The following is a 22,833-nucleotide window of genomic DNA, read 5'->3' on the forward strand; positions in this document are numbered from 1 at the left end:
CCGTAACGGACCACGGTCCCGGCACCGAAGCCACGTTCGGCGCCACTGCCTGTGCCAAGTGGCCAAGGTGGTCTGGCCGGTCGGCCGATGTGCCGCCCTCGGCGGTCCGCATACCCTCACCCCTATGACCAACGGCCCCGACCCCGACCTCCCGGCCGGGCGCACCTGGCGCGACTGGGCGGTGGACGCGGTGCTCTTCTGCGCCGCCGTCTTCCTCGGCCTGGTCGTCCTCGGCGTCGTGGAGGAACAGGGCGAGCTGTCGGGCCGGGTGGCGGAACTGGACCCGCTGCTGGGGCTCGTGGCCTGCCTCGCGCTGTGGTGGCGGCGCCGTTTCCCGCTCGCCGTGGCCCTGATCGGGCTGCCCGCGGTGGCGCTGGCGACCAGCGCGCTGCCCGCGGGCGCGGTGATCGTCACCAACTTCGCGCTTCGCCTCCGCTGGCGGCGGGCACTGCTGACGCTCGGTGCGTACGTGGTGTGCATGGTGCCCTCCGGCCTGTTGCTGTACGGGCGGGGTACGAACCTGTTCATCGATGCCGCGTTCTGCCTGGCCTACCTCCTGACCACCTTCGCCTGGGGCCACGCCCTGCGGTCCCGGCGGCTGCTCCTCCAGCGGCTGCGGATGGACGCCGAGCGGGCCCGGGCCGAACACGAGCGCCGGCTCGCCGACGCCCGTCGCGGCGAACGCCAGGCCATCGCACGTGAGATGCACGATGTGCTGGCGCATCGCATCTCCCTGCTCTCCGTGCACGCGGGCGCGCTGGCCTACCGCACCCGGCAGGCGCGAGCCGGTGCCGGACCCGCACTCGACAGCGCCGAGGTCGCCGAGAGCGCCGAGGTGATCCGGGGGAGCGCGCACGAGGCCGTGGAGGAACTGCAGGAGGTGCTGCACCTGCTGCGGGCGGAGGGCGACGGCGAGCCGGTGTCGCTGCTCCCGCGGATCGAGGACATCGGCTCTCTCGTCGCGGATGCCCGCGCCACCGGCCAGCCGGTGGACTTCCGCCCCGAACTGGCCGCCGACGCCGTCCACGAGCTGCGGAGCCAACTGCACCGCACCGTCTACCGCGTGGCCCAGGAGGGCCTGACCAACGCCCGCAAGCACGCGCCCGGCGCACCGGTCAGCGTATGCCTGGCCGGTGGTCCGGGCCGCGGCCTCACCGTGGAGGTCCGCAACGAGCTGCCCGCCGCTCCCCGCAGCGACGAGGCGATCCCGGGCACCGGCGCCGGTCTGACCGGGCTCGCCGAACGCGTCCGCCTCGACGGCGGCACCCTCGACCACAGGGCTGCCGACGGCACCTTCACGCTGTGCGCCCGGCTACCGTGGTCCGCGAGGTGATGCCATGATCCGAGTGCTGCTGGCCGACGACGACCCCCTGGTACGGACCGGGCTGAAGATGATGCTGCGCGGGGCGGACGGCATCGAGGTGGTGGCGGAGGCGGCGGACGGTGCCCAGGCGGCCGCCGCCGTCGGCGAACACGAGCCCGATGTGATGCTCATGGACATCCGGATGCCCGTCATGGACGGCCTCGCGGCCACCCGCGCACTCACCCGCCACGGTACGAAGGTCCCGCAGGTAATCGTGCTGACCACCTTCGACGAACACCGCCTGGTCCTGGAGGCGATGCGCGCGGGCGCCGCCGGGTTCCTCGCCAAACACACCGCGCCCGAGGACATCGTCGCCGCGGTACGCCGGGCCGCTCTCGGCGAACCCGCACTGTCGCCCTCCGCCGCGCGTGCTCTCATCGAGTACGCGGCGGCCGGGCCGGACGACCGGGCCGAACACGCCCGGCAACGGCTGGCGTTGCTCACCGAGCGGGAGCGCGAGGTGGCCGAGGCGGTCGCCGAGGGATTGTCCAACACCGACATCGGCACCCGTCTGCACCTGTCCCTCGGCACGGTCAAGGCCCACCTCTCGAGCGCCCTGGCCAAACTGGACCTGGACAACCGCGTCCAGCTCGCGCTCCTCACCCACGACGCTCACTCGCGATCCTGACCGGGGCGAGCGGATCGGGGACGCGGCGCTCGCCGTGCACTGCCTCGACTCAGACGTAGAAGCGGGACAGAGTCTGCACCACGGCCGCGGGCTTCGTGCCGCCGTCCACCTCGATCGTGCCGTCGACGGCGATCTGGACACCGCCGGGCACGTCCTCGACCGAGCTGAGCCGGGCGGCGAGCCGCAGGCGGGATCCGACCCGCACCGGCGCGGGGAAACGCACCTTGTTCAGGCCGTAGTTGACCTTGGTGGTCACACCCCGCACGTCCAGCAGTTGGGTGAAGAGGGGGATGAACAGGGACAGGGTGAGGTAGCCGTGTGCGATCGGTGCGCCGAAGGGGCCCTGGGCCGCTCGCTCCGGGTCGGTGTGGATCCACTGGTGATCGCCGGTGGCGTCGGCGAAGGTGTCGATGCGGTCCTGTGTGACCTCGATCCACTCGCTGGTGCCGAGGTCGCTGCCGGCGAGCTTCTTCAGTTCGTCCAGGCCGTTGACGGTGATGCTCATGAGTCCGCTTTCTGTTCAGGGATGGGGGTGCCGTAGCGGCGGCGCACCCGGGACTTGAGGAGCTTTCCGGAGGCGGTGCGCGGAAGTTCGTCCGCGACCACCACGGACTTGGGGATCTTGTACTGGGCGAGGTGCCCGGACAGTGATGCCAGCACCTGCTCCGGATCGAGTTCGGTGCCCGCTGCCGGGACGACGACCGCGCGTGGCACCTCGCCCCACTTCTCGTGCGGTACCCCGATCACCGCGCACTCGGAGATGCCCGGGTGGGTGAGGAGGAGGTCCTCGATCTCGGCGGGATAGATGTTCTCGCCACCAGAGATGATCATGTCCTTGATGCGGTCGACGATGTACACGTACCCGTCTTCGTCGACCCGGGCCGCGTCCCCGCTGCGGAACCAGCCGTCCGCGAAGGCGGCCTCCGTCTCCTCGGGCAGTCCCCAGTAGCCGGACATCACATGGGGTCCGCGCACCACCACTTCGCCGGTCTCGCCGATGTCGACCGGGGTGAGGTCGGGCCGTACGACCCGTACGTCGCTGAAGAAGTGCGGTACGCCCGCCGAGCCCGCCTTGCCGGTGGCGTGTTCGGCGTCCAGGAAGAGTGCGCCGGGCGCGGCCTCGGTCATGCCGTAGCCCTGGAGGAAGGTGAGCCCGCGCTTCTGGTAGGCGGCGATGAGCGGGGTGGGCACCGGTGATCCGCCGCAGGTGAGGATGCGCAGCGAGGACAGATCGCTATTGGCCCAGCGGGGATGCCGAGCCACCTGGTCGAACATCGTCGGCACTGCGAACATGAAGGTGATGCGGTGCCGTTCGATCAGGTCGAGGGTCGTCCCCGGGTCGAAGGCCTCCACCAGGACGCAGGTGCCGCCCTTGAGCAACACCGGCAAGGTGATCATGTTCAGGCCGGCGGTGTGGAACAACGGGGCGGATACCAGGGCGCGTTCATCGGCGAACAGGTCGTGGTCGACCAGCACATTGACGGCGTTCCAGATGACGTTGGCATGGGTGAGCATCGCGCCTTTGGGGCGGCCGGTCGTCCCCGAGGTGTACATGATGAGGCAGGTGTCGTCGGGGGTGACCGGTTCGTCGATCGGCTCGGCCGACGCGGCTGCCAGGGCCTGTTCGTACGCGTCGCCGATCTCGAGACAGGTCCGTACCCCGGTGTCGGCCGGCAGCCCGGCGACGAGCCGGGCGTGTGCGGGGCCGTGTATGAGTGCCTTGGCGCCGGAGTCGGCGAGCTGGTAGGCGATCTCGGGTCCGGAGAGGCGGGTGTTGAGGGGGACGAAGACGGCGCCGAGGAGGCCGGTGGCGAACAGGGTCTCCAGGTAGGCGGGGTGGTTGGGGCCGAGGTGGGCGATGCGGTCGCCGCGTCGGATGCCTCGGGCGCGCAGGGCGTGGGCGAGGCGGGTGGTGCGTGTGTGCAGGGTGCGGTAGTCGGTCGACCGCTCGCCGTGGATCAGGGCGGTGCGGTGCGGGGTTTTGCGGGCCCGGCGTGCGGGCCACGACCCCAGTCCCTCGTTGCGCATCTGACACCTCTCACGGTTGCGTCAGCCCGAGCAGTCGGGCCGCGTTCTCCTTGAGGATCTTCGGCTTGACCGTGTCCTTGAGGGAGAGCTTCTCGAAGTCGGCCAGCCATCGGTCCGGGGTGAGCACCGGGAAGTCCGAACCGAACAGGACCTTGTCCTGCAGCAGCGTGTTGGCGTACTGCACGAGCTGCGGCGGGAAGTACTTCGGGGACCAGCCGGACAGGTCGATGTGCACGCCGGGCTTGTGGGTCGCCACCGCCAGGGCCTCGTCCTGCCAGGGGAACGACGGATGCGCCAGGATGATCTTCAGTTGCGGGAAGTCGGCGGCCACATCGTCCACATGGAGCGGGTTGGAGTATTTCAGGCGGATGCCGCCCCCGCCGGGAACACCGGCGCCGATGCCGGTCTGGCCGGTGTGGAAGAGCGCGATGGTGCCGGTCTCCTCGATCACCTCGTACAGGCCGTACGCCACCGAGCGGTCGTTGGGGAAGAAGCCCTGGACGCTGGGATGGAACTTGAAGCCCTTCACGCCGTACTCCTCGGCCAGCCGCCGGGCCTGGCGCACGCCGGCCTTGCCCCGGAAGGGGTCGATGGAGGCGAAGGGGATGAGGACGTCCGCGTTGGCGGCGGCGGCCTCGGCGACCTCCTCGTTCGGGACGGGCTCGGTGCCGGTCGCGGACTCGGCGTCCACCGTGAAGATGACGGCGGCCATCCGCCGCTCGCGGTAGTAGGCGGCCGTCTCCTCGAGTGTGGGTTTCCGGTTGCCCTCGACCTTGAAGTAGGCGGAGGAGGCGTCGTGCAGGTCGTCGTCCAGGGACGAGCGGCCCTTGGCGGACACCTCCGCGTGGGTGTGGACGTCGATGGCGACCAGATCCTGGAGGTCCATCATGTCCATCACGCCTCCGGAATCTTCGGCGCGGGGATACCCACCGTCTGCGGCTCGGCGCCGATCGACGTGGGCCAGGCATCGGCCAGGGCGCCGGAGGTCCAGCCGCCGTCGGCATAGGCGGCCCGGATCTCCTGCGGATGCGACCAGAGCGCCACCTTGTCGCCGCCGATGCCGATGCACTGGCCGGTGATGCCGCGGGCGGCGTCGGAGGCCAGGAAGGGGACGAGGGCGGCGCAGTCCTCCGGCGTGCCGAATCCCTCCCCCTTGCGCAGGAAGTCCGGCAGCGGCTCACCGTTCCTGAGGGCGTCCACATACGGGGCGAGGGCGGGCATGGTCTCGGTCATCGCGGTGGCGGCGACCGGCACGATCGCGTTGACGGTGATGCTCGCGCGGGACAGTTCCATGGACCAGGTGCGGGCCATGGAGGCGATTCCGGCCTTGGCGGCGGCGTAGTTGGTCTGGCCGAAGTTGCCGCGCTGCCCGGCCGGGGAGCCGACGAGGACGAGCGTGCCGCCCTCGCCCTGCTCGCGCATGCGCACGGCGGCGGCGCGAGCGCAGGTGAAGGTGGCCCTCAGGTGGGTGGTGATGACCGCGTCGAAGTCCTCGTCGGTCATCTTCCACAGCACCTTGTCGCGCAGGATGCCCGCGTTGGTCACCAGGACGTCGAGTCGGCCGAACGCCTCGACGGCACGGCTCACCAGCCGGTCGGCCGCCTCGGCGCCACCGACGGGGACCACCTCGGCCACGGCGGTGCCCCCGGCCTCGGTGATGGACTTGACGGCCTGTTCGGCCGCGTCCTGGTCGATGTCGTTGACGACCACGGACGCGCCGTGGGCGGCGAGGGCGTGTGCATAGGCGAGGCCGAGGCCCCGGCCGCTGCCGGTGACGACGGCGGCCTTGCCGGTCAGATCGATGGTGGGCACGAGCGAGTCCCTTCGCATGGGGTGCGCCGGCTGGGCGCGGGGAGTGGTATCGAGATCGAAGCTAAGCACAATAATTGTTGTCGTCAACAGTTGTTGTCTACCTCGGGTGCGTCATACTGGACTCCCCACACGAGACCAACCCTTCCGGGGAGCCGATACGGCGCCGCCGGGGCCGAGACCAGGGAGCCCGCCATCACCCGCCCGCACACCGACGACCCCCACCCCATCGACGCGGACGAACCGTGGATGCGGGCGCTCCACGCGGACACGGGCTATCTGCTCTACCGCCTGGGCCTGCGCTCCGGTCAGTTGTTCAACACCTTCCTCCAGGAGTCGGGGCTGCGGCTGCGGCACTACGCCGTGCTGCGCTTCCTCGCCACGGGTGAGGGCGCGTTGCAGCGCGAACTCAGCGCCCAGCTCGGTTACGACCCGAGCGCGATCGTCGGCCTGGTGGACGACCTGGAGAAACTGGGCTTCGCCGAGCGCCGCCCCGCCCCCGACGACCGCCGCAGCCGCATCGTCGTCCTTACCGAGGACGGCCGCGCGTTCCTCCGCGACACCGATCAGGCGGGTCAGGAGGTGACCGACGAACTGCTCACCCCGCTCGCCCCCGCCGAGCGGAAGACGCTGCACACGCTCCTGCTGCGCGTCGCCGGAAACAGGCTCGCCTGATGCTCCGCCCACCGGACGTCGGGCTGTCGCCGCCGCCCGGCCCGCATCGGCGGGCAACCACGAGCGAAAGGGAAAACACTCCTATGCGAGAAGCAGCCATGTACAGGGCGGTGCGCTCGTGAGCCGGATCCTGGTGACGGGTTCGGCGGACGGCCTCGGACGTGCCGCGGCGGACTCCCTGTTGTCCGCGGGGCACGACGTCATCGTGCACGCCCGGAACCATGAGCGCGCGGCGGGCCTCGACGCGCTGGTCGGCCGGGGAGCCCATCTCGTCGTGGGCGACTTCACCGACCGTGACGCTTTACGGCATATCGCCGCCGAGCTGAACGACACACAGCCGCTGGACGCGGTCATCCACAACGCCGGCGTGTGGAGCGGACGCCCCGTCATGCCGGTCAACATCATCGCCCCGTACCTGCTCACGGCCCTGCTGCCGGGGCCACGCCGGCTGGTGTACCTCAGCAGCAGCTCGCACTTCCGCGGGCATCCCTCGCTCGCCGGGATCGACTGGCGGGGCGAAAGGGCGGGCTCGTACTCCGACAGCAAGCTCTTCGTCACGACCCTCGCGGCCGCGGTGGCCCGCCTGCGGCCCGGGACGCTGAGCAATGCCGTGGATCCGGGCTGGGTGCCGACCAAAATGGGCGGACCAGGAGCACCGGACGATCTGGAACTCGGTCATCGGACGCAGGAGTGGCTCGCGACGAGCGAGGAACCCCAGGCCCTGAGCACCGGCGGGTACTGGTACCACCGTCAGCGGCAGCAACCGCACCGCGCCGTCCACGACGAGGCGTTCCAGGACCGCCTTCTGCAGACGCTGGCCGAGGAGACGGACACCGCACTCTGACTCCGACCGCTCACCGCGGGCAGCGCCGAGGGCTCCACGTCGACGGCGTGGAGCCCCTCGGCGTGGGCCTCCGAGCCGCCGCCCGACAAGCCCGAAGTCGCGGTACCGGAGGCCGAGGCACCCGTCCGCTCGTTCCATGCCTTCGTGATCACCCTCACCCGCTGACACCGCTCACGGCGCGAGGACGAGGGATCGGCATGCGGCCGGGGTTCCCCAGGCATCACGGAGGGCACGGGCCTTGCGGATCCACAGGGACAGATCCAGCTCCTCGGTGTAGCCGAGCGCGCCGTGCACCTGCAGGGCCGTGCGCGAGGCGGCGTAGGCCGCCTCGCCCGCGGTCACTTTCGCCGCCGCGCACTCCCGGCGGGCGGACGGGGCGTCCGAGGCCAGGGCCAGGGCGGCGGAGTGGACCAGAGGCTGGGCGAACTCCAGCGCGAGGAGAACGTCCGCCAGACGGTGCTTCACGGCCTGGAACGAGCCGATGGGCACTCCGAACTGGGTGCGCTGGGCGGCGTACGCGACGGTATGGTCCAGCAGTGCGCGGCCGAGCCCCAGGGCCTGGGCGGCCGTGGTCAGGGCCGCCACATCCGTGGCGTACGCGGTCGCTGCCCGGACCGTGGGTCCCTCGACGAGGACCGTCGCGCCCGTCGGGCGGGACAATCGGCGGGCCGGATCGGAGGAACGCTGCAGCGGGCCGCACCCCGCTGCCCGCCATACGGTGTCGTCCTCGACGACGAACACGGCGTCTGCCGCGTCCGCGTCGAGCGCGTAAGGGCTCCCGGCATCGGGCGCGCACAGGGATACGAGCGCCGCGCCGGCGGCGATCCGCGGCAGCCACGTCTCGGCGGAGGCGCGGTCGCCGAGCCGGTCGAGGAGGACGGCCGCGGCGACGGTTTCCACCAGCGGGCCCGGTACGGCGTGGCGGCCCAGTTCGGCGAAGGCGACGGTCAGTTCGACAGGCAGTGGGCCCAGGCCCTCGTGCCGCTCCGGTACGGCGAGGCCGAAGACTCCCGCCTCGGCGAGCCGGTTCCACAGGGTGCGGCCGGGGCCCGCGTCCCCGGCCGCCCAGGACCGTATCGTGCCCGGTGTGTCCGACGATCCGAGCATGCCGTCCAGGGTCTTCGCGAACGCACGCTGCTCGGTGTCGAGGAGGAACCGCATCACCGGCGTCCTTTCGGCAGGCCGAGCAGCCGCTCGGCGATGATGTCACGCTGGATCTCGTTGGTTCCGGCGTAGATGGGTCCCGCGAGGGAGAAGGTGTAGCCCTCGGCCCAGCCACCGTGTGCCGGCGCGTCCGCGGCGTCATCGGCGAGCTCCCCGTAGGGGCCGAGCAGGTCGAGGGCGGTCTCGTGGAGCGCGATGTCCAGCTCCGACCAGAAGACCTTGTTGAGGCTGGACTCCGCGCCGATCGACTCTCCGGCCGCGATCCGCGAGACGCTCGCGTAGGCGAAGAGTTCATACGCGCGGGCGCCGATCACCGCGTCGGCCACGCGGTCGCGCAGGGCCGTGTCCGCCGGGTCGGCCTCATCGCGCCACAGCCGCGCCAACCGGTCCGCGGCGGCCGTGAAGCGGCCGGGGCTGCGCAGGGTCAGCCCGCGCTCGCTGCCCGCGGTGCTCATCGCCACGCGCCAGCCCTCACCCGGCTCTCCGACGACGTCCTCGTCGGGTACGAAGACACCGTCCAGGAAGAGTTCGGCGAAGGCGGGCTTGCCGTCGAGGCGTCCTATGGGCCGCACCGTCACGCCCGGCGCGTCCAGGGGGAACATCACATACGTCAGCCCCCGGTGCGGCTTGTCCGCCGCCGGATCACTGCGGAAGAGGCCGAAGGCCCGGTCGGCGAAGGCGGCCCGTGATGACCAGGTCTTCTGACCGCTCAGGCGCCAGCCGCCATTGGTCCGCTTGGCAGTGGAGCGCAGACGCGCGAGGTCGGAGCCCGCCTCCGGCTCGGACCAGGCCTGAGCCCAGATGACTTCGCCACTCGCCATGGGCGGCAGGACACGGGCACGCTGCTCCGGTGTGCCGTGCTCGAAGAGGGTGGGGGCGAGGAGATTGATGCCGTTCTGGCTGACCCGGCCGGGTGCGTCCGCCGCGTAGTACTCCTCCTCGAAGATCAGCCATTGCAGGAGCGAGGCACCCCGGCCGCCGTATTCCTCGGGCCAGGAGACGACCGACCACCGGTCCGCGAAGAGGGCGCGCTCCCACTCCCGGTGGGCGGCGAACCCCTCCGCGGTCTCCAGGGAGGGCAGGCGAGAGGTGGGCACATGCGCGCCGAGCCAGGCGCGGGCCTCGGCCCGGAACGTGTTCTCGGCGGTGCTGAAGTCGAGATCCATCAGGTGCCGGCCTCCTTCATCGCGCGGATGTCCATGCCGCCCGGCGAGTCGGGGGCGGTCTCCGCGTTGTGCGCGTGGGCGAGATGGTGCAGGTTCGGCGCGCGGTACGACCCGGTTGACCATCTGGACCTCGTACGCCCGCTGTGCGCTCATCCGCTCGCCGGTGTAAGGGGAACTCCTTGGCGATCCGCGGGGGCATCACCCATGGGTGCGCGAAATACTCGACGCCGGGGCTGCCCATGCGGACCACCGGGTCGGCGAAGAACGCGCCGTCGGAGGCGATGATCAGGTCGCAGATCCAGGCGAGCATCAGCCGCCCGCCACGCAGGCGCCCTGTACCGACGCGATGACCAGCTTGGGCAGCTCACGCCACCGTCGGCACATGCCCGGATAGACCTCGTGGTGACGAGTGCGACCGGGCCCCGTGTCTCGTGGCACACCGGTTCGTCATGGGCAGCGGGCATCCCGCACACTCCTCCTTTTCTAACAAGTGTTTGGTAGATTACCGTACGGCCATAAGCGCCGTCGAGGCTCGAGGAGGTCCCTGTATGACTGCCATCGGCCCGCCCCCGTACGTCCCCGGCCACGCCCTGCTCGACGGCCGCACAGCAGTGATCACCGCGGCCGCGGGCGCCGGGATCGGCGGGGCCGCCGCGCGCAGATTTCTCGACGAGGGCGCCCGCATCGTCATCGGTGACGCCCACGCGCGCCGGCTGAAGGAGACGTGCGACGCGCTGTCCGAGGAGTTCGGCGTCGACCGGGTCGCGGGCCTGCCCTGCGATGTCACCGACGAGCGGCAGGTCGCGGACCTGCTCGACCTCGCCGAGGAGCGGCACGGGCACCTCGACATCGTGGTCAACAACGCCGGGCTCGGCGGCACTGCCCCGCTCACGGAGATGACCGACGAGCAGTGGGGCACGGTCCTCGACGTCACCCTGAACGGCACCTTCCGCTGCACCCGCGCCGCGCTGCGCCGGATGAAGTCGGCGGGCGCCGGAGGCGTGATCGTCAACAACGCCTCGGTGGTCGGCTGGCGCGCGCAGGCCGGGCAGGCCCACTACGCCGCCGCCAAGGCCGGAGTCATGGCGCTGACCCGCTGCGCCGCCGTGGAGGCGGCCGACTACGGCGTGCGGGTCAACGCGGTCGCCCCGAGCCTGGCGATGCACCCGCATCTGGTGAAGGTGACCACGGCCGAATTGCTGGCGGAGCTCACCGAGCGGGAGGCATTCGGCCGCTATGCCGAGCCCTGGGAAGTCGCCAACGTGATCGTCTTCCTGGCCGGCGACTACTCCTCGTACATGACCGGGGAGATCGTCTCGGTCAGCAGCCAGCGGGCGTGAGACGACAATGGCCGGGTGTCGAACACAAGGAACACCAGGGTGCCGGGGACCGGCAAGAAGAAGCCCGCGATGAGCCCGTCGCCCGCGCGGCGTGCCGAACTGCTCGCGGTCGCGGCCGACGTCTTCGCCGAGCAGGGCTACAGCGCGACGACCGTCCGGCAGATCGCGGACGCGGCGGGAATGCTCGCGGGCAGCCTCTACTACCACTTCGACTCCAAGGAGTCGATGCTCGACGAGATCCTCTCCGGCTTCCTGGACGAGCTGTGGGCCGGATACGACGCCGTGCTGGAAGCGGACCTCGCCCCCCGGGCGACCATCGAGGCCCTGGTCACCGAGTCCTTCCGGGAGATCGACCGGCATCGCGCCGCCGTGGCGATCTACCAGAAGGAATCCCGGCAACTGTCCGCGCAGCCCCGCTTCGCCTACCTCGCGGCAGCGCAGGAGAAGTTCGAGAAGGCGTGGCTGGGGACGTTGGAACGCGGCGTCGTGGCCCACGCCTTCCGCGCCGACCTGGACGCCCGGCTCACCTACCGCTTCGTACGGGACACCGTGTGGGTCGCCGCGTCCTGGTACCGGCCCGGCGGGCAGCACAGCCCCGAGGAAATCGCCCGCCAGTACCTGTCGATGGTGCTGGACGGGATCGCCGTACAGACATAGAGACCCCGCGAAGGAGCAGCAGCCATGCCCGAGGCTTTCATCGTCGAAGCTGTACGCACCCCGGTCGGCAAACGCGACGGCGCCCTGTCCGCCGTGCACCCCGCCGACCTCGGCGCCCATGTGCTGAAGGCGCTGATGGAGCGCTCCGGCGCCGACCCCGCCGCCGTCGAGGACGTCGTCTTCGGCTGCCTGGACACCGTCGGCCCGCAGGCCGGGGACATCGCGCGCACCTGCTGGCTGGCCGCCGGGCTGCCGGAAGAAGTACCCGGGACCACCGTGGACCGCCAGTGCGGCTCCTCCCAGCAGGCCCTGCACTTCGCCGCGCAGGGCGTGCTCTCCGGCACCCAGGACCTGGTGGTCGCGGGCGGGGTGCAGAACATGTCGATGATCCCCATCGCCTTCGCCAGCCGCCGGGCCGCCGAACCGCTCGGCCTCGACGACGGCCCGTACGCGGGCTCCGAGGGCTGGCGGGCCCGCTACGGCGACCGGCCCGTCAACCAGTTCTACGGAGCGGAACTGATCGCCGAGAAGTGGGGCATCAGCCGGGAGGCGATGGAGGAGTTCGCGCTCCGCTCCCACCAGCGCGCGATACGGGCCATCGACGAGGGCCGCTTCGACCGCGAGCTCATCCCGTACGGGAAGGTGACGACCGATGAGGGGCCGCGCCGGGGCACCTCACTGGAGAAGATGGCTTCTCTGGCACCGGTCGTCGAGGGCGGCCGGCTGACCGCCGCCGTCTCCTCGCAGGTCTCCGACGGCGCCTCCGCGCTGCTCGTCGCCTCCGAGCGGGCGGTCGCCGAGCACGGCCTGACCCCGCGCGCCCGCGTCCACCATCTGTCGGTGCGCGGCGAGGACCCGATCCGGATGCTGTCCGCCCCCATCCCGGCCACGGCCTACGCCCTGAAGAAGTCCGGGATGTCACTCGACGACATCGACCTGGTGGAGATCAACGAGGCGTTCGCACCCGTCGTGCTGGCGTGGCTGAGGGAAACCGGCGCGGACCCGGAGAAGGTCAACGTCAACGGCGGCGCCATCGCGCTCGGCCACCCGCTCGGCGCGACCGGCACCAAGCTGACGACGACGCTGCTGCACGAACTGGAGCGCACCGGGGGCCGGTTCGGTCTGCAGACCATGTGTGAGGGTGGCGGCCAGGCCAACGTCACCATCATCGAACGGCTCTGACACGCACACCACCCGCCTGCCGCCGCCGACCCGATCATTCGGGTCGGCGGCGGCACGCGGATCGGCTGGTGCGCAGCGCGCTCAGGTGGCCTGGGGCAGGCGTCCCAGCGCGGTATGTGCCTCGGCCATGATTCTCTCGACCAACTCGGCGCACGACGGCAGGTCCTCGATGAGGCCCGCGACCTGTCCCGACGCCATCACTCCGAGGTCCGTGCGGCCGTCGACCATGGAGGCCCGCAGCAGCATCGGAGTGTTGGCGGCCAGCAGGACCTGACTCCAGGTGAGCTCCTTGCCGTGTTTCATGGCCAGACCGTCACGGACCATCCGCGCCCAGCTCAGGCCGGACAGCTTCCTGAAGGACGCGGCGTGACGTACGGCGCGCAGCAGCGCCGCCGTCCGGCCGGAACGCTCCAGGGCATCGACCAGTTCGCTGCGCAGCATCCGGTGGGGGAGCCCGTCCACCTTCGTGGTGACCGTGACGTCCTGCACCGAGGCTTGGAGATAGCGGTCCTGCACGGCGCGTGGGACGGTGCTGTCCGACGTCAGCAGGAATCGGGTGCCCATCGCCACCCCCGCCGCCCCGTAGGCGAGCGCCGCGACCAGGCCGCGGCCCTCGAAGAAGCCGCCCGCGGCGACGACGGGGATGTCCACGGCGTCCACGACCTGGGGCAGCAGCACGGTGGTGGCGACGTTGCCGGTGTGGCCGCCGCCCTCGCCGCCCTGGACGATCACCGCGTCGGCGCCCCAGGCGGCGACCTTCTCCGCGTGCCGGCGCGCGCCGATGGACGGGATCACGATGACTCCGGCGTCCTTGAGCCGGGCGATCAGCTCGCGGGAGGGGGCGAGGGCGAACGAGGCGACCCGCACGCCCTCCTCCACGATGATCCGCACCCGCTCGGCCGCGTCCCCCGCGTCCGCCCGCAGATTGACCCCGAACGGCGCGTCCGTACGGGATCTGACCTCGCGGACCGCCGCCCGCAGCTGATCCGGTGTCATCGTCGCCGAGGCGAGGATGCCCAGCGCACCGGCGTTCGCCGTGGCCGAGACGAGCCGGGGCCCGGCCACCCAGCCCATGCCTGTCTGGACGATGGGATGGCGGACCCCGACCAGCTTCGTCAGTGACGTCGCGATCGTGACACCGTTCATGCCCTCACCTCGCGGTCGCGCAGCCCCTTCGGGTCGAGGACCTCCCGGATCAGGCGCAGTTCCTCCGCCGAGGGCCTACGGGTGTGCGGCACCTCATCCGGGACGGTCAGTGGGAAACCGGTGGCCTCCCGCACCTGGTGCACCGTGACGCCGGGATGCACCGAGCACAGCCGCAGGGAGCGGTCGGGTGTGGCGAAGTCCAGGACCGCCAGATCGGTGATGACACGGCGGATCTCGTGGAAGCGCGTCGTCACGGGCTCGGCCGCCGCCGCCCGGTCGTAGCCGACCCCCGAGACCATGTCCACCCGCTCCACGAAGACGCGTGGCGAGTGCCGGGGAACCCAGTAACTCGTCGGGTTGTTCAGCGTGTTGATGGGGGCCCCGCGTACGCCGAGGAGCTGCCGTCGTGGCTTTGCCCAGTCGCCGACGCACGAGATGTTCTGGTTGCCATAGCGGTCGAGCTGGCCGGCGCCCATCATGACGTGGCGCCGCCCACCGGCGACCATCGCCAGGTGCCGGCGGTACGGCAGCCACCCCTCGGTCACCTGGGAACCACTGCCCACCGCCGGGACGTCGCCGATCAGCAGCGCCTGACCATCGGTCAGCAGCAGGTCGGGGGAGAAGGTGAGCTTCGCCAGCCGCGCGCCGATCGTGGGCACGGTGCCCATCGGGCTCGCCAGGATCTCCCCGTCGCCGCGCCACGCCTCGGCACAGGCCACCACACAGCATTCGGCCCGGGTCACGCTCTCGCTCATGTGGCCTCCTTGGCGAACGCCGCGGCAGCGGCCTGATAGGCGTCTTCGTCTCCCGAGAGGAACTGTTCGGCGAACTTCCACCACGCCTCGGGATCGGCGGCGGCCTGCGCGTACGCCCGCTGGAAGACCTCGTCGCGGTCGTAGTCGGGAACGCATGAGGTGAAGTGCGCACCGCCCGGGGCCTCGACCACTCCGCTGACGAACGCCCGGCTCACCAGCAGGGTCTGCGGACCGTGTTCCTTGAGCAATTCCGGGCTGTCCACGATCCGTTCACAGGAGAGATACGCCTGGTCCGCGGCCTCGCAGAACAGGTCGTCGAAGTAGGGATCGGGCCCGAGGTACTGGCCGTTGCCCTGCGCGTCGGCCCGGTTGAGGTGGACGAGCGCGGCATCCAGGCGCAGTGCGGGGACGGCGACGAGTTCCTCGCCGTCGTCGTACGGGGAGCGCACCGTGCGCAGCTGCGGGTTGACCCTCATCACATCCGAGCCGAGGCCCGCCCGGATCGGCATGAACGGCAGACGGTGCCCGGCCGCGGTCAGCCCCCACATGAACATCGCCTCGTCCAGCTCCGTCATCTCGAACGCGCCGCGCTCCCGGGCGGAGCGGAAGTGCGGTTCGAGGGGTATGGAGTCGAGCGTGACGAACGCCGCGATCAGCTTGCGGATTTTCCCGGCGGCGGCCAGCAGGCCGACGTCCGGGCCGCCGTAGGAGACGACGGTCAGATCGGCGATGTCCGAGCGCAGGAGGGCCCGTATGAGAGCCATGGGTTTGCGCCGCGATCCCCAGCCGCCGATGCCGATCGTCATGCCGCTCTCCAAGCGGGCGACGACCTCATCGGCGGTCATGGTCTTGTCCCTGCTCATGACTGCCCCTCCTGGCCTCTGTCCTTGTCCGTGCCGAAGGCGGCGCGGACGCGGTCGGCGACCCCGCTGAGGTTCGCCTCGAAGGTGAAGCCCTGCTCGAAGCGGTAGCTGCGCCGGACGTCCACGGGGTCGATGCCGTTGATGGCGGCTTTGGCCAGCCGCAGCAGATATCCGTCCTTGGCGGCGATCTCGCGGGCCAGCTCCAGGGCCGCGCTGCGCAACTCCGCGCGCGGGACGACCTTCCACACCGAGCCGTGCCGATGAAGCTCCTCGGCGGTGGCGGTGCGCGAGGTGTAGTAGAGGGCGCGCATCAGATGCTGGGGGACCAGCCGTGCCAGATGGGTCGCGGCCCCCAGCGCGCCCCGGTCCAGTTCCGGCAACCCGAAGACCGCGTCCTCGCTCGCCACGATCGCGTCGGCGTTGCCCGCCAGTCCGATGCCGCCACCAAGGCAGAAGCCCTGTACGGCCGCGACGACCGGGACGTCGCACTCGTACACCGCGGCGAACGCCTCGAAGCAGCCGCGGTTGGCTCCGATCAGGGCGCCGTGGCCGTCGTCGCGCTGCATTTCCTTGATGTCGACGCCCGCGTTGAAGCCGCGTCCGGCGGCCGTGAGCACGACGCACCGCACGTCAGGGTCCCCGCCCGTCACGCGTATCGCGTCGGCCAGGTCGTACCAGCCCCGCACAGGCAGGGCGTTGACGGGCGGAAAGTCGACGGTGACAACGGCGACGCCCTTTTCCGTCTCGGAGGTGGAGACACCCATGAGCGCATCAGCTACCTTTCTACCAAGCATTTGTTAGGTACGGTAGCAGCGGATCGCGGACAGCGGGAGGTTCATGGTGAGCGTGGCTTGCGACCTGTCGGGCCGGGTCGCCGTAGTGACCGGCGGCACCCGGGGTGTGGGTGCGGGGATCGCGCGGGCCTTCCTCGAAGCGGGCGCCGAGGTCGTGGTCTGCGCACGCAGAACCCCGGACGCGACGGTGGAGGCGGATGGCCGCACGGCCCGATTCCTCCCCGTCGACCTGCGCGATCCGGAAGCCGTGAGGGAACTCTTCGCCCGGGTGGCCGCCGACCACGGACGGCTTGACAGCCTCGTCAACAACGCCGGGGGCACTCCGTTCCGGACACTGGGCAACGGCGGGCCCGAGCGGCACGCCCGGGTGATCGAGCTGAACCTGCTCGCCCCGCTGACCGCTTCCCTCGCCGCGTACGAGGTGATGAGCCGCCAGACGGCAGGCGGTTCGATCACCATGATCGGCAGCGTCAGCGGCACCCGCCCCTCCCCGGGCACCGCCGCCTACGGCGCCGCCAAAGCGGGACTGGAGAGCCTCGCCCGCTCCATGGCCGTGGAGTGGGCACCGACCATACGGATCAACACGCTCGTCCTCGGCATGGTCCGCACCGAACTCTCCCCCCTGCACTACGGAGACGATGCGGGCGTCGCTGCCGTCGGCCGCACCGTGCCGCTCGGGCGCCTCGCGGAGCCTTCCGAGGTCGGCGACGCCTGCGTCTTCCTCGCCTCCGACCGCGCCGCGTACATCTCCGGCGCGAGCCTGCTCGTCCACGGCGGCGGGGAACGCCCCGCCTTCCTCGACGCCGCCACTGCCAACAAGGAGACTTGAAGATGACCGGAATCTGCTCCGGACGCGTCGCCGCCGTCACCGGGGCCGGCCGCGGACTCGGCCGGGCACACGCGCTCGCCCTCGCCGCCGAGGGAGCGAAGGTGGTGGTCAACGATCTCGGTGTGGGACTGGACGGCGCCGCGGAGACGGACGGTCCGGCCCAGCGGGTCGTGGACGAGATCAGGGCCCTGGGCGGCGATGCGGTCGCACATGGCGGCGACATCGCGACCACCGACGGCGCCGCCTCGCTGATCACGACCGCGTTGGAGGCATTCGGGCGGTTCGACACCCTGGTCAACAACGCCGGGTTCCTCCGCGACCGGATGCTCGTCAATCTGGACGAGGACGACTGGGATGCCGTCATGCGGGTCCACCTCAAGGGCCACTTCCTGCCGCTCCAACACGCCGCCGCACACTGGCGCGCCGAGGCGAAGGGCGGCCGGACGCCCCAGGCGCGGGTCGTCAACACCAGCTCGGGCGCCGGCCTGCTCGGCAGTGTCGGTCAGGGCAACTACTCCGCCGCGAAGGCCGGAATCATAGGCCTCACGCTCGTCGCCGCCGCCGAGATGGGCCGGTACGGCGTCCAGATCAACGCCATCGCCCCGGCCGCGCGCACCCGCATGACCGAGCACACCTTCGCCGAGACGATGGCGGCGCCGGGCGAGGGCGGATTCGACGCGATGGCCCCGGAGAACGTCTCCCCGCTGGTCGTCTGGCTGGGCTCAGCCGCCTCCACAGGGGTCACCGGACGCGTCTTCGAGGTGGAGGGCGGCCGGATCACCGTCATGGAGGGCTGGCGGCCCGGACCGACCGCGGACAAAGGGGCCCGCTGGAGTCCGGCGGAGGCGGGCGAGGCGGCGCTGGGGCTGCTCGCCGCCTCGGAAATCCCACAACCGGTCTATGGCAGCCGATGAGCGGCCCGCGGCCGATCGGCGCTCACGGCGCTTCGGTGGACGGAGCCCGGTTCGGACCTGAGGCGGGCGCGGTGCGCGACGCTCGGCGGCGCGGCGGCACGCTCGGGGTGCCGGATCTCGCGCCTTTCGAGATCCATGAGGAGTCGGCCGGAGTCGCGGCCGAGGCCGCGTGAACACTGGGTCTCCCCTTGGGGCGGGGCGATGTGAACGGCGGGGCGCCGGCTTTCGGGCATCCGGTCGGCATGTCGGGTGCGCGCATGGTGCAGAGGCCGGCCTACGAGATGCGGCGGCGCGGCGGTGGTACCGGCGCGGTGGCCGTCCGCGCGGACGACGGGCAGTGCGAGGGGCTGTTGATCCATGCATAGGCGCGGCGGCGACACACAGGAGAATCGGATGCGGGACTTCGACGGCCGACCGGGTGCGGCCGTGATCGCTGGTGCCACTGGTGGCATCGGAGCCGCCATCACCCGCATGCTGGCCGGGCGCGGCAGCCATGTGGCACTGACGTACCGGAAGAACGCCGAGGCCGGCGCCGCCTTGACCGCGGAGGCCGAGGCGACGGGCGTCCGAGCGGCCGCCTGGCCGCTGGACCTGTCGGACGCCGACGCGACGGCGCGCTTTCTGGACGAGGCCGCGGACCGCTTCGACGGCATCCACACGCTCGTCTACGCGGCTGGTCCGCATGTGCCCATGGTGCATCTGGGCCGGGTGACACCGGACCGGTTCCGGCGACAGATCGAGGCGGACGCGATCGCCTTCTTCAACCTGGTGCAGCCGGCCCTGCCACGGCTGCGCGCGGCCAAGGGCGGCATCGTCGCGGTCACCACGGCCGCCACCCGTCGTTTCCCGGTCCGGGACGGCCTTTCCGCCGGGCCGAAGGGGGCCGTCGAAGCGCTGGTACGGGGATTCGCCGCGGAGGAGGGCCGGTTCGGCGTGCGTGCCAACTGCGTGGGCCCCGGAATGCTGCTCGACGGGATGGCCGCCCGGCTGATCGGTTCGGGCGACCTGGACGAACGGGCCCTGGAGGTCGCCCGCGGCAACATCCCCCTGCGGCGGTTCGGATCCGCGAGCGACATCGCCGAGGCCGTGTGCTTCCTCGCCTCCGACCGAGCCGGGTTCATCTCCGGTCAGATGCTCGACGTCGACGGGGGGTACGGGGTGTGAGACGGCGCGTCCCGGCTGAAGAGGAAGACCCGCTTGATGTGGCCTCCGACTCTTCACCCCGGGAGGCGGTCGAGCGGGTTTTCGAGATCACCGGCGCCAATCTGAGCGCGGTGCTGCACAACCGGGCCGACGGGCCCGACCACCGCTGCGGACGCGCCTGGGCGCGGACGACATCGCGGCGAGCTCGGCTTTCCCGGCTCGCACCGTACCGTCCGCGCCGACTGGTGTTGAACGCATCAGGGTGCTGGGTCGGTGACCGGTCGCGGTGTGCCGCTGCCCGCGCGCGGTGCACGTTGCCCCCTCCCCGCGTTCACGATCCCGCTTCGGGCCGGGCCGGTCAGTTGACTGTCTCCTTCGCGGCCTTGGCGTGCGTCATGCCTCCGCCGAGCCCAGGACCAGCACCTGGATGGCCAGGACAGTGGCACCGCGGGCCCAGTCGTGGAAGTCGGAAACCTTGGTCTCGAGGCTGACCGTGTCGGCCTGGGGGTGGCGGTTGGCGAGGATGGCCTCCTCCACCGCCGCCCCGGCCACATCGAGCAGGCCCACCCCCTCGCCGGCCAGCAGAATCTTCTGGGGCATCGCGAAGTTGGCGATCGGGGACACGATGGTGCCCAGCGCCCGGGCCGCCTCGTCCACGACCCGGGCCGCCATGGGCTCGCCATCGGCGGTGAGGCCGAGGATCTCCTCGTGCGTCACGACCGAGCGGTCCCGGACCCCGGCCCCCACCTTGATGCCGATCCCGGGCGGCCGGGGATGGGCCGGGTGAGCTCCTCCGTCATCTCGCGCAGCAGATCGGCGACCGACGCGGATTGTGGACGGACCCCACCTCCCAGGCGGATGGCTTCCAGCCCCTGCGTAACCTGTTGCCGTCGTGGAGTGGCGCGAGTTGGGGGAGCGGCGCATGAAGCTGATCGCTGTGGGGGACGTGGTGGTCGCCCGGAGGCCGGCTGTGGGTTGTGAGGGGGACCTCTCCGTCGGTACCTCGGCGCTGCCGCTGTTGCGGGACGCCGATCTGGTGATCGGCAATCTTGAGGTCCCGCTGACCGATGCCGGGTACCCGGCCGAGAAGGCGGTTGCCTTCCGTGTGGGTGCCGACATGGCGCCCGAGCTGGCCCGCCTCGGCTTCGACGCCTGTTCGCTGGCGACCAATCATGCGCTCGACTACGGCATCGAGGGTCTGCGCAGCACCAGGGCGGCTCTGGACCAAGCCGGTGTCGCGCACGCCGGAGCCGGGGAGAATCTCGATGAGGCGTTGCGTGCGGCCCACCTCACCGGCCGGGGCCGCACGGAGGTGGCTTTTGTGAGCCTGTGCTGTGCCTTGCCGCCAGGCTTCAACGCGACCTCGCACCGGCCCGGGATCGCGGCGGTGAGGGTCGAGCAGGCTTACGAGTTCGACGGCGTGCTGATCGAGGAGCAGCCCGGAACTGTGCCGTATGTCCGCTCCCATGCGCGCGAGGCCGATGTGGTGCGTGCCGAGGAGGCGGTCCGGCGGGCCAGGGACCGGGCCGCCACGGTAGTGGTGGCGCTGCACTGGGGCGTTCCCTGGTGCTATCTGCCCAGCAACCAGGGGCCGCTGGCCGAGTACCAGCGGCCGCTGGGGCGGCGTCTTGTCGACGCCGGGGCCGATCTGGTGATCGGGCACCATCCGCACTGCCTCCACCCGGTCGAGCGGTACGGGGACGGCCTCATCCTCTACTCGACCGGAAACTTCTTGTTCCACCCCTCCGAGGAGGTGTCTCCTTGCGACCGGCGCCCGCCCTCCCGGTATAAGGAACGGATGTTCGACCGGCCGTGGTTTGAGAGTGCGGTGTTCGAGGTGACCCTGGCGGAGGGCCCGCCTGGGCTGCGTCTGCATCCGATCGAGCTCACCGCCCACGGTGAACCGGTGATCCCGTCGGCTTCGACGGCGCGTCGGATCCTGCGGCAGGTCGAAGAGGCCTCCCAGGAGCTGGCCCCCTCGATGAGGGTGGACGAGCTGGGCCGTGTCCATTTCTGACCACGCCGGTGGCATGCCTGATGACGGTGTCCAGGCCGGCGCACACGCGGGCCCTACGGTCGTGCCACTCTCCCTCGCCGATATGGTGCCGCAAGGCCTCGAGGGCGGTGTGCACCAGCTGTTCGGCGTCGCCCCGGGGCGAGTACGGGAAGTCGGGCCGGATCCGGTGACAGAACTCCTCGCCATGCCTCATCTCCAGCACGGTGACCCCGCACCCGCTGGAACCCCGGGCCGTGCCCGTCGGCCCCCGGCGACCCCCAGGGCCGGAAACCCGCCCCGCGACCCATCCCCCCAGCTCGCGGGGCCGCGCAGGCATTCGCCACCGGTTCACCGATAGACCGGCCGCCGCATCCTGCAACTGCCCGGCCAGGTAGGCCGAGATCGTCCACACCATGAAGCCATGGCGGTCGAGAATGTCGAGCCGGACCGCACATACGCGTCGTCCTCGTCGGCGCGGGCAGATCGAGGTGATCGCCGCCGGCGGCGATCACCAGGCCGTCGTAGCCCCACTCGGCGGCGCGGCGCGCCGGCTCCTCGAAGGGCATGTCGGCCCACTGGCCGGTGAAGAGGGTGACCGGGCGGCGGGACTGCTCTGTCACGGCTTCTGCGTTTCCGCGGTGACCGCTGCGTCGGCGGCACCGATCTCGGACCAGCCGCCGGTGGCGGCGCTGTGCAGAGTCGCGTCGATGATTTCGATGGGACGGATCCGGGCTGCTCCTGGTCGAAGACGGTCGACCTGAGCGAGCCGTCGAGCTCCAGCCACAGCCGGTTCTCGCGACCGGCGGAGACCTGCGAGATGATGGTGTTCGCGAGCACGCCCCTTTGGGTACGGAACGCCGCGACCGCGATGTCCTCGGTCTCGATGGGCACGCGCTCGCCGTGTGCGTCGCCGCTGAAGGAGGGGCCGGGGGCAACGGGTCTCATGGGATGGGCGATGGAGATGCTGGCGGTCAGGGCGGTGAACCGCTCGCCGGAGACGAACTCGGCCAGACCGCCCAGTGCGATCCGATGTCCGCGAAGGCGCGGGAGGCGCCGCCGGTTCGGGGGTCGACCCGCCAGGTCGACGCGTCGGGGGAAGGAGCCAGTCCTGCAGGTAGGAACCGTGCACGAGCAGCAGTTCGCCCAAGTCGCCCGACTCCCGGCGGCTGCGGATCTCCCGCACCAGCGGGTGGTACCGGTACGCGTACGGCACGGTCGCGACCGTGCCGGCGGCGTGGACGGCGGCCGCCAGCTCGCGCGCTTCGCTCAGGCTGGTGGCGATCGGCTTCTCGATCACCATGTGGAGCCCGGCCTCGACCACGGCACGCGCGTAGCCGATGTGGGTGGCATTGGGCGTGCGGATGTGCACGACGTCCGGCCGTGCCTACAGCAGCTCGGGCAGACTCGAATAACCGGTCGTGACGCCCCACCGCTCCGCGGCTTCCAGGGACCTGTGAACAACGCCGGGCACGGTTATCGCGCCGCCGTCGAGGAGGGCGAGGAAGAGTCCGCCATGGCTTCGCCCCCGTGGGCAAAC

At 71.2% G+C, this 22,833-nt stretch carries 23 protein-coding genes and 2 pseudogenes; 12 read left to right on the forward strand and 13 right to left on the reverse strand.

Going from position 1 to position 22,833, the window contains the following annotated elements; translation table 11 throughout:
- The first annotated feature begins 124 nt into the window (after positions 1-124).
- The gene (locus BLV72_RS37245) at positions 125-1,333 is read left to right on the forward strand and encodes a sensor histidine kinase (protein ID WP_093467933.1); all 1,209 of its coding nucleotides are present in this window, start codon (positions 125-127) and stop codon (positions 1,331-1,333) included.
- 4 nt (positions 1,334-1,337) lie between these two features.
- On the forward strand, positions 1,338-1,991 hold the full coding sequence (locus BLV72_RS37250; protein ID WP_093467934.1) for a response regulator transcription factor: 654 nt from the start codon (positions 1,338-1,340) through the stop codon (positions 1,989-1,991).
- Between the two features lie 49 nt (positions 1,992-2,040).
- On the opposite strand, the gene BLV72_RS37255 is transcribed toward BLV72_RS37250, so the two are convergent.
- Genes BLV72_RS37255 through BLV72_RS37270 form a run of 4 tightly spaced genes read right to left on the reverse strand, consistent with a single transcriptional unit; the run spans position 2,041 to position 5,831 of the window.
- Positions 2,041-2,496 carry a MaoC family dehydratase gene (locus tag BLV72_RS37255; protein WP_093467936.1) on the reverse strand — a complete coding sequence of 152 codons (456 nt, stop codon included), beginning with the start codon at positions 2,494-2,496 and terminating at the stop codon, positions 2,041-2,043.
- Positions 2,493-4,019, reverse strand: coding sequence for an acyl-CoA synthetase (locus BLV72_RS37260; protein ID WP_093467937.1), 1,527 nt, complete (start codon positions 4,017-4,019; stop codon positions 2,493-2,495). Before BLV72_RS37260 ends, BLV72_RS37255 begins: the two co-directional genes overlap by 4 nt.
- 10 nt (positions 4,020-4,029) lie before the next feature.
- Entirely contained in the window at positions 4,030-4,905 is an 876-nt protein-coding gene (locus BLV72_RS37265; protein WP_093470772.1) for an amidohydrolase family protein, read from the reverse strand.
- 8 nt (positions 4,906-4,913) lie between these two features.
- Complete coding sequence (locus tag BLV72_RS37270; protein WP_093467939.1) at positions 4,914-5,831, reverse strand: SDR family NAD(P)-dependent oxidoreductase; 918 nt, start codon at positions 5,829-5,831, stop codon at positions 4,914-4,916.
- Positions 5,832-6,077: 246 nt separating this feature from the next.
- On the opposite strand from BLV72_RS37270, the gene BLV72_RS37275 reads away from it, so the two are divergent.
- Entirely contained in the window at positions 6,078-6,503 is a 426-nt protein-coding gene (locus BLV72_RS37275; protein WP_093467940.1) for a MarR family winged helix-turn-helix transcriptional regulator, read from the forward strand.
- Positions 6,504-6,621: 118 nt separating this feature from the next.
- A complete protein-coding gene (locus BLV72_RS37280) occupies positions 6,622-7,347 on the forward strand; it encodes an SDR family NAD(P)-dependent oxidoreductase (RefSeq protein WP_093467942.1) in 726 nt (241 codons plus the stop codon).
- A gap of 171 nt (positions 7,348-7,518) precedes the next feature.
- On the opposite strand, the gene BLV72_RS37285 is transcribed toward BLV72_RS37280, so the two are convergent.
- The 3 genes and pseudogenes from BLV72_RS37285 to BLV72_RS50520 all read right to left on the reverse strand — a co-directional run.
- On the reverse strand, positions 7,519-8,508 hold the full coding sequence (locus BLV72_RS37285) for an acyl-CoA dehydrogenase family protein (protein ID WP_093467943.1): 990 nt from the start codon (positions 8,506-8,508) through the stop codon (positions 7,519-7,521).
- Positions 8,508-9,677 carry an acyl-CoA dehydrogenase family protein gene (locus BLV72_RS37290; protein ID WP_093467945.1) on the reverse strand — a complete coding sequence of 390 codons (1,170 nt, stop codon included), beginning with the start codon at positions 9,675-9,677 and terminating at the stop codon, positions 8,508-8,510. The genes BLV72_RS37285 and BLV72_RS37290 overlap by 1 nt, the downstream gene beginning before the upstream one ends.
- Positions 9,677-10,085: pseudogene (locus BLV72_RS50520) on the reverse strand (enoyl-CoA hydratase-related protein); the annotation flags it as partial. The pseudogene BLV72_RS50520 and the gene BLV72_RS37290, both read right to left, overlap by 1 nt.
- A gap of 140 nt (positions 10,086-10,225) precedes the next feature.
- On the opposite strand from BLV72_RS50520, the gene BLV72_RS37300 reads away from it, so the two are divergent.
- The 3 genes from BLV72_RS37300 to BLV72_RS37310 all read left to right on the forward strand — a co-directional run bounded on the left by BLV72_RS37300 (position 10,226) and on the right by BLV72_RS37310 (position 12,856).
- Positions 10,226-11,017: an SDR family oxidoreductase gene (locus BLV72_RS37300; protein ID WP_093467946.1), complete on the forward strand. Its 792-nt coding sequence runs from the start codon at positions 10,226-10,228 to the stop codon at positions 11,015-11,017.
- Between the two features lie 69 nt (positions 11,018-11,086).
- Positions 11,087-11,674 carry a TetR/AcrR family transcriptional regulator gene (locus tag BLV72_RS37305; RefSeq protein WP_093470773.1) on the forward strand — a complete coding sequence of 196 codons (588 nt, stop codon included), beginning with the start codon at positions 11,087-11,089 and terminating at the stop codon, positions 11,672-11,674.
- 24 nt (positions 11,675-11,698) lie between these two features.
- Positions 11,699-12,856: an acetyl-CoA C-acetyltransferase gene (locus tag BLV72_RS37310; protein WP_093467948.1), complete on the forward strand. Its 1,158-nt coding sequence runs from the start codon at positions 11,699-11,701 to the stop codon at positions 12,854-12,856.
- Between the two features lie 81 nt (positions 12,857-12,937).
- Here the strand turns inward: BLV72_RS37310 and BLV72_RS37315 are convergent, their stop codons facing one another.
- From BLV72_RS37315 to BLV72_RS37330, 4 genes are read right to left on the reverse strand one after another with little or no spacing between them, the layout of a single operon-like run.
- Entirely contained in the window at positions 12,938-14,002 is a 1,065-nt protein-coding gene (locus BLV72_RS37315; protein ID WP_093467949.1) for an NAD(P)H-dependent flavin oxidoreductase, read from the reverse strand.
- Positions 13,999-14,757 (reverse strand): CoA-transferase subunit beta, encoded by a 759-nt coding sequence (locus BLV72_RS37320; protein WP_093467951.1) that lies wholly within the window; start codon positions 14,755-14,757, stop codon positions 13,999-14,001. Before BLV72_RS37320 ends, BLV72_RS37315 begins: the two co-directional genes overlap by 4 nt.
- Entirely contained in the window at positions 14,754-15,620 is an 867-nt protein-coding gene (locus BLV72_RS37325; RefSeq protein WP_093467952.1) for a CoA transferase subunit A, read from the reverse strand. Before BLV72_RS37325 ends, BLV72_RS37320 begins: the two co-directional genes overlap by 4 nt.
- Positions 15,617-16,384: an enoyl-CoA hydratase family protein gene (locus BLV72_RS37330; protein ID WP_093467954.1), complete on the reverse strand. Its 768-nt coding sequence runs from the start codon at positions 16,382-16,384 to the stop codon at positions 15,617-15,619. Before BLV72_RS37330 ends, BLV72_RS37325 begins: the two co-directional genes overlap by 4 nt.
- Before the next feature lie 73 nt (positions 16,385-16,457).
- Between BLV72_RS37330 and BLV72_RS37335 the strand changes: the two genes are divergently transcribed.
- From BLV72_RS37335 to BLV72_RS37350, 4 genes are all read left to right on the forward strand, one after another.
- Complete coding sequence (locus BLV72_RS37335) at positions 16,458-17,243, forward strand: SDR family oxidoreductase (RefSeq protein ID WP_093467955.1); 786 nt, start codon at positions 16,458-16,460, stop codon at positions 17,241-17,243.
- Between the two features lie 2 nt (positions 17,244-17,245).
- Positions 17,246-18,157, forward strand: a complete 912-nt coding sequence (locus BLV72_RS37340; RefSeq protein WP_093467957.1) for an SDR family oxidoreductase — start codon at positions 17,246-17,248, stop codon at positions 18,155-18,157.
- 188 nt (positions 18,158-18,345) lie between these two features.
- Positions 18,346-18,522 carry a hypothetical protein gene (locus tag BLV72_RS37345; protein ID WP_342030700.1) on the forward strand — a complete coding sequence of 59 codons (177 nt, stop codon included), beginning with the start codon at positions 18,346-18,348 and terminating at the stop codon, positions 18,520-18,522.
- Between the two features lie 28 nt (positions 18,523-18,550).
- Entirely contained in the window at positions 18,551-19,321 is a 771-nt protein-coding gene (locus BLV72_RS37350; protein WP_093467960.1) for an SDR family NAD(P)-dependent oxidoreductase, read from the forward strand.
- A gap of 372 nt (positions 19,322-19,693) precedes the next feature.
- Here BLV72_RS37350 and BLV72_RS37355 read toward each other — a convergent pair.
- Positions 19,694-20,017 (reverse strand): annotated as a pseudogene (locus BLV72_RS37355) (MarR family transcriptional regulator); the annotation flags it as partial.
- Between the two features lie 205 nt (positions 20,018-20,222).
- Between BLV72_RS37355 and BLV72_RS37360 the strand changes: the two are divergent.
- Positions 20,223-21,317, forward strand: coding sequence for a CapA family protein (locus BLV72_RS37360; protein WP_093467961.1), 1,095 nt, complete (start codon positions 20,223-20,225; stop codon positions 21,315-21,317).
- 595 nt (positions 21,318-21,912) lie between these two features.
- Here BLV72_RS37360 and BLV72_RS52210 read toward each other — a convergent pair.
- Positions 21,913-22,665: a Gfo/Idh/MocA family protein gene (locus BLV72_RS52210; protein WP_093467963.1), complete on the reverse strand. Its 753-nt coding sequence runs from the start codon at positions 22,663-22,665 to the stop codon at positions 21,913-21,915.
- Between the last annotated feature and the right edge of the window lie 168 nt (positions 22,666-22,833).

Source organism: Streptomyces melanosporofaciens, from assembly GCF_900105695.1.
GTDB lineage: Bacteria > Actinomycetota > Actinomycetes > Streptomycetales > Streptomycetaceae > Streptomyces > Streptomyces antimycoticus.